The sequence below is a fragment of the Hahella sp. CCB-MM4 genome (assembly GCF_002260525.1).
In the GTDB taxonomy this organism is placed as follows: domain Bacteria; phylum Pseudomonadota; class Gammaproteobacteria; order Pseudomonadales; family Oleiphilaceae; genus Hahella.
Genome location: NZ_MRYI01000005.1, coordinates 131,843 through 147,111 on the forward strand (window position 1 = coordinate 131,843; position 15,269 = coordinate 147,111).

14 protein-coding genes are annotated in these 15,269 nt (G+C 49.5%); 11 read left to right on the plus strand and 3 right to left on the minus strand.

Features of this window, described 5'->3' with window-relative positions:
* Positions 1-24 precede the first annotated feature (24 nt).
* The 3 genes from exbB to BTA51_RS11725 are packed head-to-tail and all read left to right on the plus strand — an operon-like array spanning position 25 to position 1,663.
* On the plus strand, positions 25-462 hold the full coding sequence (gene exbB, locus BTA51_RS11715) for a TonB-system energizer ExbB (protein WP_246841012.1): 438 nt from the start codon (positions 25-27) through the stop codon (positions 460-462).
* Entirely contained in the window at positions 459-836 is a 378-nt protein-coding gene (locus BTA51_RS11720; protein WP_094707650.1) for a biopolymer transporter ExbD, read from the plus strand. The genes exbB and BTA51_RS11720 overlap by 4 nt, the downstream gene beginning before the upstream one ends.
* Entirely contained in the window at positions 833-1,663 is an 831-nt protein-coding gene (locus BTA51_RS11725; protein WP_094707651.1) for an energy transducer TonB, read from the plus strand. The genes BTA51_RS11720 and BTA51_RS11725 overlap by 4 nt, the downstream gene beginning before the upstream one ends.
* A gap of 18 nt (positions 1,664-1,681) precedes the next feature.
* Here the strand turns inward: BTA51_RS11725 and BTA51_RS11730 are convergent, their stop codons facing one another.
* Positions 1,682-3,712 carry a GspE/PulE family protein gene (locus tag BTA51_RS11730; RefSeq protein WP_168188141.1) on the minus strand — a complete coding sequence of 677 codons (2,031 nt, stop codon included), beginning with the start codon at positions 3,710-3,712 and terminating at the stop codon, positions 1,682-1,684.
* Positions 3,713-3,964: 252 nt separating this feature from the next.
* Positions 3,965-4,861, minus strand: coding sequence for an ABC transporter substrate-binding protein (locus BTA51_RS11735; protein WP_094707653.1), 897 nt, complete (start codon positions 4,859-4,861; stop codon positions 3,965-3,967).
* Between the two features lie 555 nt (positions 4,862-5,416).
* Between BTA51_RS11735 and BTA51_RS11740 the strand changes: the two genes are divergently transcribed.
* On the plus strand, positions 5,417-6,058 hold the full coding sequence (locus BTA51_RS11740; RefSeq protein WP_094707654.1) for a hypothetical protein: 642 nt from the start codon (positions 5,417-5,419) through the stop codon (positions 6,056-6,058).
* On the plus strand, positions 6,058-6,579 hold the full coding sequence (locus tag BTA51_RS11745) for a hypothetical protein (RefSeq protein ID WP_094707655.1): 522 nt from the start codon (positions 6,058-6,060) through the stop codon (positions 6,577-6,579). The genes BTA51_RS11740 and BTA51_RS11745 overlap by 1 nt, the downstream gene beginning before the upstream one ends.
* Positions 6,580-6,658: 79 nt before the next feature.
* On the opposite strand, the gene BTA51_RS11750 is transcribed toward BTA51_RS11745, so the two are convergent.
* A complete protein-coding gene (locus BTA51_RS11750; protein WP_094707656.1) occupies positions 6,659-8,599 on the minus strand; it encodes a sigma-54-dependent Fis family transcriptional regulator in 1,941 nt (646 codons plus the stop codon).
* 297 nt (positions 8,600-8,896) lie between these two features.
* Between BTA51_RS11750 and BTA51_RS11755 the strand changes: the two genes are divergently transcribed.
* The 6 genes from BTA51_RS11755 (at position 8,897) to BTA51_RS11780 (ending at position 15,132) form a co-directional block, all read left to right on the plus strand.
* Complete coding sequence (locus BTA51_RS11755) at positions 8,897-9,985, plus strand: ABC transporter ATP-binding protein (protein WP_094707657.1); 1,089 nt, start codon at positions 8,897-8,899, stop codon at positions 9,983-9,985.
* 2 nt (positions 9,986-9,987) lie between these two features.
* A complete protein-coding gene (locus tag BTA51_RS11760) occupies positions 9,988-11,085 on the plus strand; it encodes an ABC transporter ATP-binding protein (RefSeq protein WP_094707658.1) in 1,098 nt (365 codons plus the stop codon).
* Entirely contained in the window at positions 11,082-11,951 is an 870-nt protein-coding gene (locus tag BTA51_RS11765) for a carbohydrate ABC transporter permease (RefSeq protein ID WP_094707659.1), read from the plus strand. The genes BTA51_RS11760 and BTA51_RS11765 overlap by 4 nt, the downstream gene beginning before the upstream one ends.
* 119 nt (positions 11,952-12,070) lie before the next feature.
* The gene (locus BTA51_RS11770) at positions 12,071-12,868 is read left to right on the plus strand and encodes a carbohydrate ABC transporter permease (RefSeq protein WP_094707660.1); all 798 of its coding nucleotides are present in this window, start codon (positions 12,071-12,073) and stop codon (positions 12,866-12,868) included.
* A 34-nt stretch (positions 12,869-12,902) separates the two neighbouring features.
* A complete protein-coding gene (locus BTA51_RS11775; protein ID WP_094707661.1) occupies positions 12,903-13,175 on the plus strand; it encodes a DUF2160 domain-containing protein in 273 nt (90 codons plus the stop codon).
* A 229-nt stretch (positions 13,176-13,404) separates the two neighbouring features.
* A complete protein-coding gene (locus tag BTA51_RS11780) occupies positions 13,405-15,132 on the plus strand; it encodes an ABC transporter substrate-binding protein (protein ID WP_094707662.1) in 1,728 nt (575 codons plus the stop codon).
* Positions 15,133-15,269: the final 137 nt, after the last annotated feature.

The window sequence follows — 15,269 nt, forward strand, 5'->3', positions numbered from 1 at the left end:
GAACGATCACTTATAGGAGGTACTGTGGAGTCACTTTCCCTGTGGCTGGACGTCGCCGTGTTTTCCATCCTTGGCAGCATGAGCTTTATTGTGGTCTGGCTCGGCGTGGAACGGGTGCTTTTCCTGAAGCGCCTGCCGGTAGCGAACTATTCCAGTTATGACAATCTCACTGTCGATCTCAGCCGTAACATCACCACACTTTACAGTATCGGTGCTAACGCTCCCTATGTCGGTTTGCTGGGCACAGTCGCGGGTATTCTGTTGACGTTCTATGACATGGGACAAAAAGGCCAAGTGGATGTAAGTGCCGTCATGAGCGGATTGGCGCTGGCCTTGAAGGCGACGGCTCTGGGTCTGGTGGTGGCAATTCCCACCATTATCCTGGTCAACGGCCTGAATCGGAAGATCGAGGTCAAGCAGGCCATGTGGCGGGCTCACCAACAGCAAGCGACCGGCAAATGAAAAAGTTCGACCAGATCAATGTCATTCCCTTTATCGACATCATGCTGGTATTGCTGGCGATCGTACTGACGACCGCAACTTTTGTGGTACAGGGTCGCATTCCGGTCACACTACCGGAATCCCAACAAGTGGAGTCACCGACAAAGGACAACATTGAGATCACTTTGACCATCGCGTCGGATGAATCCATCTACTGGAATGATGAAGCCATTGATCTTGAGAGTCTGAACCAACGATTGAAAGGTATTGAAACCCAACCAATTAAATTGCTGGTCGACGCAGAAACCGTCTTTCGCCGATTTGTGGAAGTGACGGATATCCTTAAGCAACAGTCGTTTAATGACGTCTCCATTCTGGCGAAACGAGCATCATGAGATATCACGCCATCGGATTCAGTACCGCACTTGCCCTTCACGCCAGCCTGGTGGCGGCCGGGGTTTGGTGGTATCGCGATCAGGCGGCGCCACCACCCGAGGGAACACCGGTTGCCGTAGCGATCAATCAGATCGGATGGTCACAGCCGGAGCCAGTTCCCCTGAATGAAGCAGAGCCCGCTGATGAGAAGATAGATCAGCCTGTGCAGGAAAACTCACCAGAGCCTGAAGTTGAACCGCCCTACGAAGTCGCTGAAATAGCGTCCGAGCCAACGCCAAGTCCTGAACCCATAGTTGAGAAGAAAACACCAGAGAATCCGGAAACAACCGAGGTCGCACAACAGCCCGCGAAATCTACTCCGTCACCGCCTGAACAGCCCAAAGAAACACCTGTCGCTGACTTGGAAGAGCCAAAAAAAATGGCGCCTCAGAAAGAGGAGAACAGCGAAGAGCCGATTCAGGACTCCCCCCAAATAGCCAGCAGTGCCCCCGGTCTCATTGAAGAGCCTGCAATGGATTCACCGATCATTGATCCGGCGCTTGAACAGGACTATCTGGCAGCATTGCATCGAGCCTTACAGGACGCCATGCAGTACCCTCGGCGCGCCAAGCGACGCCGCCAGGAAGGTGTTGCTCTGGTGGAGTTCACGGTTTACCGGGAAGGCCGCCTGGAAGGAATTCAGCTAAGGGAAAGTTCCGGCTTCCCGATTCTCGACGAAGCTGCTCTGAACACCGTCAGATCCATCAAACAGTTCAAACCTATACCAGAAAAGCTTGCCAAAAACATGCTGACCCTGGCCATTCCCATCAGGTTTGAGCTTCGCTGACGGTTAGAGGGGTTTATCTCACTCCAGGCGCACCCGATAAACTTCAGATAACGAGGTTGTTCGCTGGCGAGCCAGGTTCAGGGCGTTTTCCGTCAAGGGCATCATGCCTTCTTTCATTGCCTGGGCATGAATATCGTCCACCGCAACCCCGTGCTGAACAAAAGCATGCATTTCAGAAGACACTTTCAATAGTTCATATACGGCAATTCGCCCCTTGTACCCTGTATGGTGGCAGTGATCACATCCCTGCCCTTTATAAAACACTTCCTCTGCAGACACCCCCAGCGATTTCAATACCAGCGGCTCAGGAGTTTCTTCCGCAATGCAATGGGGACAGTTACGCCGCACCAGCCGTTGCGCCAGAACACCCAGCACTGTGGCATTAATCAGGAAAGGCTCAACCCCCATTTCAATCAGGCGGGTGATCGCGCCAGCAGCATCGTTGGTGTGTAGCGTGCTGAGCACCAGGTGCCCCGTTAAGGCACTTTCCACTGCGATCTTCCCGGTTTCCTCGTCACGAATTTCTCCGATCATAATGACATCCGGATCGTGCCTGAGAATATGCCGGAGAGCCCGAGCGAATGTGTATCCCGGCGCCGTGTTCACCTGGATTTGTTCAATACCATCAATGTGGTACTCCACCGGATCTTCCACTGTAATGATATTAACGTTCTGCTTGATGACTTCCTGCAGAGCCGCATAAAGGGTTGTCGACTTTCCGGAACCGGTAGGCCCAGTCACCAGTATCATGCCGTAGCTTTTATGCAGCAGATCGGTAAACAATTCTTCGTCTCTGGTGTTAAACCCCAGTTCACTGATCGACAATAATCCTGCATTCAGATTCAGCAGCCGGATCACCACGCTTTCCCCTTCTACCGTGGGGATGATGGAGATCCTGAGGTCCACAATGGACTCCTGATCCACCACCCGCGAGCGGCCGTCCTGTGGTAACCGCCGTTCCGCAATATCCATCGTGCCCAGAATCTTGATACGACTGACCACCGCAGGTAGCAGGTTCTTACTGAAACTACGAATTTTGATCAGGGTTCCATCGATCCGATAGTAAAGATCAACAATGTTTTCCCGTGGCCGGATATGAATATCTGACGCCCGGCGTCTGATGCCCTCCACAATAATGCGGCTGACTAGGCGAATAATGGGGCGTTCCCGGCTGAGCCGTTCCAACTCCCCCACTTCTTTATCTTTGTGAAAAGAAGCCTCCACCTTTTCCCGGTCGTCCTCGGCTGCCAGGATTTCATCGTCAATCGAACTTTCACCATAGAACTCACCCAGCGCCTGAAAGATATCGGCTTTACTGGCCGTAACCAGTTCCAGGTGACGATTGGTAATAAATTGCAGGGCATCAATGGCATCCAAGTTACAGGGGTCGTCCATTGCCACGACCAACTTTTCATGCTCCAGACTGATGGGCATCAGCAGATAGCGACGGGCAAATTCACCCGGAACCATCGCAATGGCTTCTGGAGAAATCACAAAGTTCTTCAACTGGATAAACGGAATTCCCAGCTTGCTGGCCAAGGCCCGATGAACTTCTTCATCACTCATCGATTTGGATTTTTCCAGCTCGTCCCGCATCTCCCGCGCTTGCTGCATGGCGGGCGATAGCGTGGCCTCAGGCTCTGCAGATAGCTCCGACTCAACTTCGAATTCCTTCATATCCGCACCTGAATAGGGCTCAATCTGGTAGTTCCTGATTCCAGTCGCCGGTACAAACAGTCGGCAAATTGAGCGTTTATCCTCACAGCGGAACAATGTCAGCCCGGCCTCTGTTGAAGCAAAGCCCAATGTTTTACCCCTGATTTTCCCCCCATCCTGGAATTCCACAGAGAAACTTTCAGGCTCAGCCGTTCGACCGTTATTTTCCTCAGGGATTAGTTTATGGGGAAACACCAAATAACGAATCTCGGAAAAATCAATGGTGGTCAGATGCTGGTCGGACTGATCGGCAATTTCCACTTTTTGATTCAGTTCATCCAGGGACTTCAGAACACTGGGAATCAGATACCCATTGTTGAGATGAACCACCACATCGGCACCCAACAGCGGGCCCTCATTGCTTGTGGCTTCAAATGGCAACTCGGGAAGGTCAATAGGGGCGTTAATAGGACACCTCCTTCTAGTCAGCCTGGCAGTCGGAATTATGCTGCCTGGTCCAAACAAATACTGCTTAGTCCGTATAAATGCTTCTTAGTTGGTATAAATATAGTCTGATCTATAGAGGTTGGCCGACATGGCCGATTGATTTCGAGCTCGATCCCAGGATGCCGCTGTCATCACTGCTTATTGAATGAGTGGAAAATCCTTCAACTGTAACTGAAATTTTTCAGGGAGCCACCAGCTGGTTTCCAAGGGCGGCGTTCCTGGCGGGATCACAGGATTTTTTAGAATGATCAGCTTTCGACTTTCAAGTTCAGCCCGGTCAATAAACGGCTTGGCTTCCTCCAGGAAGAGCCGCTTGAATGAACCATCTTCAATCGCAAGCTTAAGCCCCTTCTCGATGGCCTCGGCCAGTTCCGGCCGTTTCCTGGAGACAAAGAAGTAGACGGGATGGGGGTAAAACAGCATCACTTTGTCTGCCACAACAAGCTGATCAGAGTGTCTTAGCACTTCATCCCATACTTCGTTAATGCCACGGTGAAAGTAATCAAATCTATTGTGCTTCAGCAGGGTAAACAATGTCTCATATTGCGCGCTGGTCACAACTTTTAAACTGTTTGCCTCATAAACCGGCAAGTCGCCCCAATGCGTGCCATGGCCGCCGACATAGTGACGCAAGTCCTCTATCGACGAGATATTTTGCATTTCTTCTTGTTTGTCTTTGGAAACCAGCATGAGACGGAGTCCGAGAATCCCCCGATATATGGGAATCTTTACGGCTAGAAGCTTACTCTCCCGATCAGCATTGGTGGACATGAATTCCAGATCAAGCTCACCTTTCTCAACCATCCTTTCCCCTCGGGCTTCATTCAGGTCAGGATAGTCAACGGATTGAATTTTAAAGGGGATTTCGAGCTTACTTAGGGCTAATTCAAGGATTTTCAGGCCATATTGGTAGCGGGCCTGACTCTGATAATGAGTGACGGTAAGGTTGGCTTCATCCTCTGAACTCTTAGCCTGAACTATTCCAATGAGTGAATATAACAGCAGGCCAAGCACTAGCAATAACCGGAAGATCATACTGCTATGCCTCAGATGGGGATTGGTTAGATATTAGTCAACCCAACCCTCCCTTTCAAATGTACTCTTAATCACCACGAGTGTACTTGTAGACGGTATTTCGGCTCACACCAGCGGCTTTAGCTGTTCTGGAGACATTGCCCGGCCAGGGGTGATCACACATTTTGTCCAGAATCTCTGCACTAAGAGGGAGGTATTTTTCCCCGCTATGTTTGGCTAGCCGTTTGTGAACATAAACCAGTAATTCACGTTTATCTATTCGTTCACGAAATGCAGGAAGCTCAAGGTTCAGGCCAGATATTCGATAATACAGATCCTCCCGAGGCTTTCCCGCAGTTAAGCCCTGATGTCAAAGCAACCTTTTTATGCCAAATACCCGATAGAGACCGACATAACATATTGCTACCATTTCTCATCTTTTAAACTATCGAACGCACTTCGACCGCCCCTTAGCTCATCTGCGGTCGAACTTTAGATTTCCCCATGTCCATAGGTAGGGGTTTGCGATAAGTCGAAGTTTTCTTCCAAAACATACTGCTTCATTAAGGAAAATGTATGAGTAGTTCTAAAGTTGAGTATTTTATCGGTGGTGGTGGTGACAAAAGTGACTTCATCACCAGCATCACTGGCGCAACAAATATCATGAGAAGAGTAAAGGAGTACCGTGCTAACACCACTTCAGATATTTATTGCCAATATTACGGTCATGAAGAAAAAATCCAAATTCTCCAAGATATCCAAACGAACTGGAAAAATGGCACTTATAAAAGCATAAGACTTACCGGGCATAGCTGGGGCGGTCAAGCAGCTATGGACCTGACACAGCAGCTGTTTAAACTAAGCATCCCTGTTGATGAACTCATTACACTGGATCCAGTTTCTCTATTTCCTTTTAGTAGTGTTAATGCCGCCAAATGGGTTAACGTCTATTGTAAACAGTCCATTATGGATCTAACTGTTGGTGCAGTTCCTATCATTGGAAACTTTATTTCAGCTTTGACGACTTGGCCGGGAATGACAGGAGGTTCAACCAGTGGGGACTATGTTGCTAATGTTGGGGGACAGTTAGGTAGTGAAAATGGTGCTTTGAACGTAGAAATGGATACAAACCATGAAGATGCATTGGCGCTTTATCAGCGGGCAAGGAAAGAAATCCAAAATGCGCCACTTAAGCCCAAAGCTATAGGAATAAAATAGTGAAGTTGCTTCAACTTTCCCTTTGTTTACTATTTGCCATTATGTCTGGATGTGCTTCCAATATAATCAGCATTAGCGAACCGACTCTATCCGTCGCCTCCGTTACTCAGAAAAACGAAGATGCTTTTCTGTATCCGGGAACATTTGTCAGTCTTGTTTTTCGCTCCGATGCTCCTATTGATACAAGCGATACGATAATTCAGTTTCGCGGCACTGTCATAAACGAGGAGCAAGAAGTAGGCATTTCGTTTGCCATGGGGCCTTTTGTTTCTGAAGGACAAAAAATTCTTTTTGGCCAGAATGGCTCTACCTATACAGCCTTCTTCTTTAAGGATTTGGCTATTCCCTCAGACCATGGCGCGGCGATGTCAATTTCTGAAACACAGTTTGATCGAATTGAGTTTCAACTTGTAAATCCCTCAATGCTTGCAGGAGCGAAGCCGTTAAGTAACACAATTACCTTCAGTAAAGCTGAGGTATTAGAAATACTTAATGATAAACCAATTGTGTTTACCTATTAATTTCTTCTACCGGAGCGTCAGACCTCTATGGACCAATCATTGCCTTGCCAGCTCACAGGCAGGGCGACCAGCCCCACACTTAGTCGCCACGAGTGTACTTGTAGACGGTATTTCGACTAACTCCGGCAGCTTTAGCCGTTCTTGATACATTACCGTCATGCTCCTCGAACAGACGAATGATGCGGGTTTCGAGATCTTCATCGAAATTGCTCGGGTGGCTGGAGAACATTGCTGCCGGTTCCTTCTCCTCACGTCGCAGATCGTCATAGAAGTCATCCGGCAGGTGCCAGTCTTCAATTGGCTCTCCATCAGCCATTGCCAAAGCAACGCTGAGTACGCTGATCAATTGACGGACATTGCCCGGCCAGGGGTGATCACACATTTTGTCCAGGATGTCAGTGGTAAGAGGAAGATACTTTTCCCCGCTTTGTCTGGCCAGACGTTTGTGAACATATACCAGCAATTCACGCTTATCTATTCGCTCACGAAATGCCGGAAGCTCGAGGTTCAGACCTGAAATTCGATAATACAGATCCTCCCGAAAACGACCTTCCCGAACTTCATCCTTCAGATAACGATTCGTCGCCGAGACCAGTTTGATATCCACCGGATAGGATTCCGTGGATCCAAGCGGCGTCACCTTTCTCTCCTGCAATACCCGAAGCAGCCGCGATTGAACGTTCGGAGGCATCTCACCGATTTCATCAAGAAACAGGGTTCCCCGGTGAGCTTTGCGGATCAACCCGATGGACCCCTTTGAATTGGCGCCGGTAAAGGCACCTTTTTCGTACCCAAACAATTCCGATTCCACCAGCTCTGCGGGAATGGCGGCACAGTTGACCGCCACCAGCGGATGCTTACGACGACTGCTGTTGTAATGCAAAGACCGCACAAAAACCTCTTTGCCCACACCAGTTTCACCATGCATCAGAATAGGAATATCCTTTTCCATAATGCGCGATGCCTGTTTAATCATGCGCGACATACGGTCGTCACCGTGTTCAAGCTCATGCAGCGGAACCACATCTTCGGGAAGCTCACCGGCTACATCTATATCTTTTTCAGTCTGAGACTCTACAACAGGCACAGGTTTGGGAATTTCCTTATCTTTATTAACGCGGAAATCGGGGGCAATCAGCGGAACACTTGTCGGAGAACGCACCAATACATGCATGCGGTACCTACCCAAAGCATTGAGTTCGAGGGGCATGCCTTCGGGCTGGTGGCGTAATTCCCTCAACTTGCAGCCAAAGACATCTTCAATATTGGCCAAAGCGAGATCGTGAGCCAGCATGATCTCGGCACGACGGTTTGCAGAAATAATGCGTCCGTCGCCGTCGATCGCCATCATGCCTGACCAGGGACTGTTCAGGGATGAAATATTGGTGTTGAAAGTGATCAACATGTGTTCACTGGCGAAAGCATTAACGATCAGGCGGTTTTCCACCGTTAGGGTCATCAGCTTCACCATACCCAGGGTGTGGTCCTGGGGCAGATAGGCATCCGAAGAAATATCCAGAACGCCGACCATTTCTTTATTGGTGTTAAAGATAGGTGCCGCAGAACCCACCATATAGCGGTTAGCCCGCAGATAATGTTCTTCCCGGCCAACCTGGACGGCCTGTCCCGAGGCAATAGCGGTTCCAATGGCATTGGTGCCGGTACTGACTTCTGTCCACTGATTGCCGATGACCAGACCATGACGTTGATCAGCGAACCTTTGATCCCCCCAGGTATTCAACACATGACCCCGCCGATCGGCGAGAACAATCATGCATTTTGAGTTGGCCAGAATATGGTCGTAATAAGGTAACACTTCTTTCTGGGTGGTATTTACCAGAACCTGGTGTTCATCCAGGAGTGCACTGATCGCGCCATGGGAGAGAGTGCCATAAACAGGAGTACTACTGTGGGTCAGCCCATACTGCTCACAACGATGCCATGAAGCTTCGATCATTTCCTTATGTGTGGGTTCTTCCGGATGTTCGGCCTGTGATGAATTTTCGTCGTTTACACTCATTTTCTTTCGCTCAGTGACACTGTTCACCGGTGTTCACTGTTCAAATTAGTGTTCAAATAATCGACGTGATTTGAACACTTGTCAACATTTTTTCGTTTTTGAACATTTTCAATCAACCTCTGACATTCGTTATAAGCCATAGAATAATATTCACAACCATTTGTTATATATCAATTTTATTTGAATTTTAACGGAAATGTAAGAAATTGGCCCTTTATTTGCTTTTCTATATCCACGTTCAAAAATTGAATTTCGAAAAATTCCGAAAATAAATCAAACAATTTGACGGAATACACTATGAGCCTAGAGCTAAAAAACCTGAGCCGTGTCGTTGACGGCCAAACTTGGATCAACGACGTTAATCTCACCCTGGAACCAGGGTCCTTTAATGTCTTTCTCGGACGTACCCTGGCCGGTAAAACCTCATTAATGAGGTTAATCGCAGGCCTGGATAAACCGACTACCGGACAAATCATGATGAATGGCGTGGACGTTACCGGTGTTCCGGTAAAAGACCGCAACATTTCCATGGTTTACCAGCAGTTCATCAACTACCCGAACCTCACTGTTTACGACAATATCGCCTCGCCCCTGCGTCTGGCTAATATCAGCGAAGCTACTATCCGCAAGCGTGTCCACGAAACAGCCGAGATGCTTCATATCGAGCCATACCTGCACCGGTTGCCACTGGAACTTTCCGGTGGTCAGCAACAGCGTACTGCGATGGCACGCGCGCTGGTCAAGGAAGCCACCATCGTTCTGTTCGACGAACCACTGGTCAACCTTGACTATAAACTACGCGAAGAACTCCGCCTGGAACTCAGGGAGTTGTTCAAGGAACGCAACACCATTGCCATATACGCCACCACAGAGCCTAACGAAGCATTGGCCCTGGGCGGTACAACGACGGTACTTCATGAAGGCCGTGTACTTCAGTATGGCCCGACTGCTGAGGTATATCATCGTCCCAAGGATATCCTCACTGCCGAGATGTTCAGTGAGCCGCCGATCAATGTCGTTAACGGACGTGTAACGGAATCTGAGGTGTCTTTCGACCAAACGGTACACTTCCCGCTGAATCAGGACTTACGGGGATTAAAGCCCGGACAGTATCAGTTCGGTGTTCGTGCCTCCCATATCGGTCTGGTGCCACAAAACGATGACGACCTGGAACTTTCAGTGAAAGTAGACCTGGCGGAGATCAGTGGCTCAGAAACGTTTCTGCACGTACGCAACGACTACATGAACCTGGTACTACATTTATCCGGAGTTCATGGCTACGACGTGGATGAGGACATCAACATCTACTTCCCGACTCACAAGCTGTACGCCTTTGACATGAACGGTCAGATGGTACAGGCACCAGCTCGCAAGGTTGGAGGCTAATCATGGCAGAAATACGTTTATCTCAACTGGCGCACACCTACTCCAGCCAACCAAGATCCGATGAAGATTATGCAATCCGCAAAATGGATCATGTATGGGAACAAGGTGGCGCTTATGCCCTGCTTGGCCCTTCCGGTTGTGGCAAGAGTACTCTGCTGAACATTATTTCCGGACTACTGGCACCCTCGGATGGCGATATTCTGTTTGATGGTAAAAAGGTTAACAGCCTGACGCCTCAGGATCGCAATATTGCGCAGGTGTTCCAGTTCCCGGTGATCTACGACACCATGACCGTGTACGACAACCTGGCATTTCCTCTGCGGAACGTGAAGGTTGCTGAGCACAAGATCAAAAGCAAAGTCCATGAAATTGCGAACATCCTGGAACTGACCGAGCTTCTCGATAAGAAAGCCAAGGGTCTGACAGCTGATGAGAAGCAAAAAGTCTCTATGGGTCGCGGACTGGTGCGGGATGATGTATCCGCTATCCTGTTTGACGAACCATTGACCGTTATCGACCCACACCTCAAGTGGAAGCTGCGTCGCAAACTGAAGCAGATCCATGAACAGTTCAATATCACCATGGTATACGTCACCCACGACCAGCTGGAGGCTTCCACCTTCGCTGACAAGATTGCGGTGATGTACGAAGGACAAATTGTTCAGTTCGGTACTCCGCGTGAGTTGTTTGAAAGCCCCAACCATACATTCGTCGGCTTTTTCATCGGCAGCCCCGGCATGAATCTGACCGAAGTGACTCTGACTGATAGTGGGGTTCGCTTTGCCAACACAGAAATTCCTCTAAGCAAGCAGCTTCTGGAACGCGTCAAAGCCAAGCAGTCAGATAACATCAAGATCGGTATCCGTCCTGAATTCGTTCATGTTTGGGACGACTCTAACGATGACGCCTTCGTGGTGGATGTGAAATACGTTGAAGACCTGGGTACCTACAAAATCCTGAGTTTTGACCTGGACGGCATCGAAATGAAAGCCCGTCTCCAGGAAGACCAGAAAGTGCCCCATGGCAAAGCCTATGTCAGCTTTCCTGACCAATGGCTCAAAGTCTATGTCGACGAATTTCTGATGGAGGACTTGGGATGAACAAAGTCGAAAACAACAAAGCCTGGTTCCTGGTTCTGCCGGTTTTCTTACTAGTTGCCTTCTCAGCCATTATTCCGCTGATGACGGTCGTAAACTACTCCGTGCAGGACATTTTTGATCAAAATACACGTTACTTTGTCGGCACCGAATGGTTCCGCCAGATGTTATTCGATACACGCTTACATGAAGCACTTCTGCGCCAGTTCATGTACTCATTTTCCGTATTGCTCATTGAAGTACCTTTGGGCATTGGTGTGGCGTTATTGATGCCGACCAAAGGCAAAAGCGCCTCTCTGGCATTGATTCTCATCGCTATCCCGTTGTTGATCCCCTGGAACGTAGTCGGAACGATCTGGCAGATCTTCGGACGTGCGGACATCGGCCTGTTTGGCTGGGCCATCAATAGCATGGGTGCGGATTATAACTATGCGGGTGATCCCGTCGATGCCTGGCTGACCGTCTTGCTGATGGATGTATGGCACTGGACTCCCCTGATAGCCCTGCTGTGCTATTCCGGCCTGCGCGCCATTCCTGAGGTTTACTATCAGGCAGCCCGGATCGACAGAGCTTCCCGTTGGGCGGTATTCCGTTTCATCCAGCTGCCCAAGCTGACCAACGTATTGATTATCGGGGTACTGTTACGGTTCATGGACTCCTTCATGATTTATACCGAGCCGTTCGTACTGACCGGTGGCGGTCCGGGTAACTCCACCACCTTCCTGAGTCAGTCCCTGACCAAGATGGCAGTGGGCCAGTTTGACCTGGGTCCTGCAGCGGCTTTCTCAATCATCTACTTCCTGATCGTACTGCTCGTATGCTGGCTGTTCTATACCACCATCATGCACATCAGCCGTGACGACCGATGAAAGTAATGATTTAGACAATAGGTATAGCAATGACACAACAACAAGTAACTGAAACAGCGACCCTGACGATGACACCCTCATCGTCCGCCTCGCGCTCCAAAGCAAAAGGAGTGGTCCAGATGAGCAAATCAAGATTTGGTCTGATCGCCTATATAGCGTTTGTACTCATTCCTATTTATTGGCTGTTGAACATGTCGTTCAAGACCAATGAGGAAATTCTCGGTGGCCTGAGCCTGTTCCCGGATCATATTACCTTTGCCAACTACGTTAAGATCTTTACCGATCCGAGCTGGTATCTGGGCTACGTGAATTCCATCTCCTATGTCACCCTGAACATGGTTATCAGTCTTCTGGTGGCTTTACCGGCGGCCTATGCATTCAGCCGCTATAAGTTCATTGGCGACAAACAGATGTTTTTCTGGTTGTTGTCCAACAGGATGGCACCTCCAGCGGTATTCCTGTTGCCGTTCTTCCAGCTATATTCCTCCGTAGGTCTTTTTGACACCCATATTGCAGTGGCGCTGGCACACTGTCTGTTCAATGTGCCTCTGGCCGTATGGATTCTTGAAGGCTTTATGAGCGGCGTGCCCCGGGAAATTGACGAGACCGCCTATATAGACGGCTACAGCTTCCCGAAATTCTTTATCAAGATTTTTATTCCGATGATCCGTTCCGGTATCGGGGTGACTGCATTCTTCTGCTTCATGTTCTCCTGGGTTGAACTGTTGTTCGCCAGAACGCTGACGTCTGTCGACGCCAAGCCCATTGCTGCTGTCATGACACGAACCGTGTCTGCCTCGGGTATCGATTGGGGCGTACTGGCGGCAGCCGGTGTCCTGACCATTATCCCCGGCATGCTGGTGATCTGGTTCGTCAGAAACCATGTGGCCAAAGGCTTTGCCTTGGGTCGGGTTTAATCAACTTCAGCGGATTCCTAAGAGGAGTATCACTATGAACTGGATGGCCTGGACAATACCTACCGCCGGATTCTTTTCCACCATCATTGCTATTCTTACAGCAATGACTATCTGGGAGTTGAAGTCTCCCAGCGTAGAACGCAAAGGTTTCCTGCCGATTACAACATCGCGCGGAGACCGGTTGTTTATCGGCCTGCTTAGCAGCGCCTATATTCACCTGGCCTACTTGGCTATCACGGATGCCACACTCTGGATCGCCACCATCATCTCGGTAATCTGGATGGTTATTGTGATGCGCTGGGGTTAGACAAGGCTCGTCTCTAACGAAATAAAAAAAGCGAGAGGTAAATACAACTGTTACAGATGAAACGCCAATTTATCACATTCGATATGTAGTAAGTCGTGGCTAATAATTACCGGGAGGGTTGGTTCCGGTTACCGGAATTAATAACTGGTTCGATTAGTCGCTAACTCAATGCAGGGATGTTCACTGGTAAGGAAGCTGAACATAAATGAAAACAATCAAGAGGCTAACTATGCAAAACAATAAAAAGCGTAAGAGCTTAATGGCATTCGCCGTTGCAGTAGCACTTGGCACCAGCAGTGTTTCCTGGGCCGATCAATACAGCGACGCAGCCGAAAAATGGGTATCGCAGGAGTTCAAAGAGTCCACTCTTTCCAAAGAAGAGCAGCTCAAGGAAATGGCCTGGTTTACCAAGGCTGCAGAAAAGTTCCGTGGCATGGAAATCAATGTCGCTTCAGAAACTATCACCACCCATGAATATGAATCCAAAGTATTGGCCAAGGCCTTTACCGAGATTACTGGTATCAAGATCAATCATGACCTGATCCAGGAAGGGGATGTGGTAGAGAAGCTGCAAACCCAGATGCAATCAGGCCGTAACATTTATGACGGTTACATCAATGACTCGGACCTGATCGGTACTCACTTCCGCTACGGTAAAGTGGTTCCCATCTCTGACATGATCGCAGGTGACGGCAAAGACTACACTCTGCCGACTCTCGACCTGGAAGACTTCATCGGTCTTTCCTTCACCACCGGTCCTGACGGTAAACTCTACCAGCTCCCGGACCAGCAGTTTGCCAACCTTTACTGGTTCCGCTATGACTGGTTCCAGCGTCCAGACCTTAAGAAGAAGTTCAAGGAAATCTACGGCTATGAGCTGGGTGTACCCAAGAACTGGTCTGCATACGAAGACATCGCACAATTCTTCACCGTTCACGTGAAAGAAATCGATGGTCAGCGTGTTTACGGTCACATGGATTACGGTAAAAAAGACCCATCCCTCGGCTGGCGCTTCACCGATGCCTGGTTCTCCATGGCAGGTGCAGGTGACAAGGGTATTCCTAACGGGGTCCCCGTTGACGAGTGGGGTATTCGTGTAGACGGTTGTCGTCCTGTTGGTTCCAGTGTTACTCGTGGTGGCGCGACCAATGGTCCTGCGGCCGTATATGCAACAACCAAATACGTTGACTGGCTGCGTCAGTATGCTCCCCCTGAAGCTCAGGGTATGACATTCTCTGAAGCTGGTCCTGTCCCAGCCCAGGGTAGCATCGCTCAGCAAATCTTCTGGTATACCGCCTTTACTGCGGACATGACCAAACCAGGTCTGCCTGTTGTAAATGCTGACGGAACGCCAAAATGGCGGATGGCACCTTCTCCAAAAGGACCTTACTGGGAAGAAGGCATGAAACTGGGTTATCAGGATGCTGGTTCCTGGACCTTCATGAAATCCACACCTGACGAGCGTCGTCTGGCAGCCTGGCTGTATGCGCAGTTCACTGTGTCCAAAACCGTCTCTCTGAAGAAGACTCTGGTTGGTCTGACTCCGATTCGTGAGTCTGACATCCTGTCTGAAGAAATGACTCAAGTAGCTCCAAAACTCGGCGGTCTGGTGGAATTCTACCGCAGCCCTGCCCGCGTTCAGTGGACTCCTACCGGTACCAACGTACCTGACTATCCGAAGCTGGCTCAGCTGTGGTGGCAGTTCATTGCAGAAGCCGCTAACGGTGAGAAAACTCCACAGGAAGCTCTGGACGGTCTGGCCCAGGCTCAGGATCGCGTATTACAGCGTCTGGAACGTGCCAACGTTCAAGGCGAGTGTGGTCCTAAGCTGAATCCAGAAGTGGATCCAAACGAATGGCTGAACAAAGCTGGTTCTCCAAAAGCCAAACTGGCTAACGAGAAACCTAATGGTGAAACTGTTTCTTACGATGCCCTGATCAAGTCTTGGGAAAAGTAAGAACACAGTGAGGCTTGGTACAAGGATGTGCCGCATCCCCCGGAGTTTCTCCGGGGGGCAATAGTTGTTGCTCCATATCTTATTTGTACCTTTCGAAGCCTGCCCTGGCTTCATGCAATGGCCTCCTCGCGGGCCAT

Bases quoted from the DNA above. Each gene is read 5' to 3' on its own strand.
- BTA51_RS11720 (WP_094707650.1), top strand. From the start codon at position 459: ATGAAAAAGTTCGACCAGATCAATGTCATTCCCTTTATCGACATCATG.
- BTA51_RS11725 (WP_094707651.1), top strand. From the start codon at position 833: ATGAGATATCACGCCATCGGATTCAGTACCGCACTTGCCCTTCACGCC.
- BTA51_RS11735 (WP_094707653.1), bottom strand. From the start codon at position 4,861: ATGATCTTCCGGTTATTGCTAGTGCTTGGCCTGCTGTTATATTCACTC.
- BTA51_RS11740 (WP_094707654.1), top strand. From the start codon at position 5,417: ATGAGTAGTTCTAAAGTTGAGTATTTTATCGGTGGTGGTGGTGACAAA.
- BTA51_RS11750 (WP_094707656.1), bottom strand. From the start codon at position 8,599: ATGAGTGTAAACGACGAAAATTCATCACAGGCCGAACATCCGGAAGAA.
- BTA51_RS11755 (WP_094707657.1), top strand. From the start codon at position 8,897: ATGAGCCTAGAGCTAAAAAACCTGAGCCGTGTCGTTGACGGCCAAACT.
- BTA51_RS11760 (WP_094707658.1), top strand. From the start codon at position 9,988: ATGGCAGAAATACGTTTATCTCAACTGGCGCACACCTACTCCAGCCAA.
- BTA51_RS11765 (WP_094707659.1), top strand. From the start codon at position 11,082: ATGAACAAAGTCGAAAACAACAAAGCCTGGTTCCTGGTTCTGCCGGTT.
- BTA51_RS11770 (WP_094707660.1), top strand. From the start codon at position 12,071: ATGAGCAAATCAAGATTTGGTCTGATCGCCTATATAGCGTTTGTACTC.
- BTA51_RS11775 (WP_094707661.1), top strand. From the start codon at position 12,903: ATGAACTGGATGGCCTGGACAATACCTACCGCCGGATTCTTTTCCACC.
- BTA51_RS11780 (WP_094707662.1), top strand. From the start codon at position 13,405: ATGCAAAACAATAAAAAGCGTAAGAGCTTAATGGCATTCGCCGTTGCA.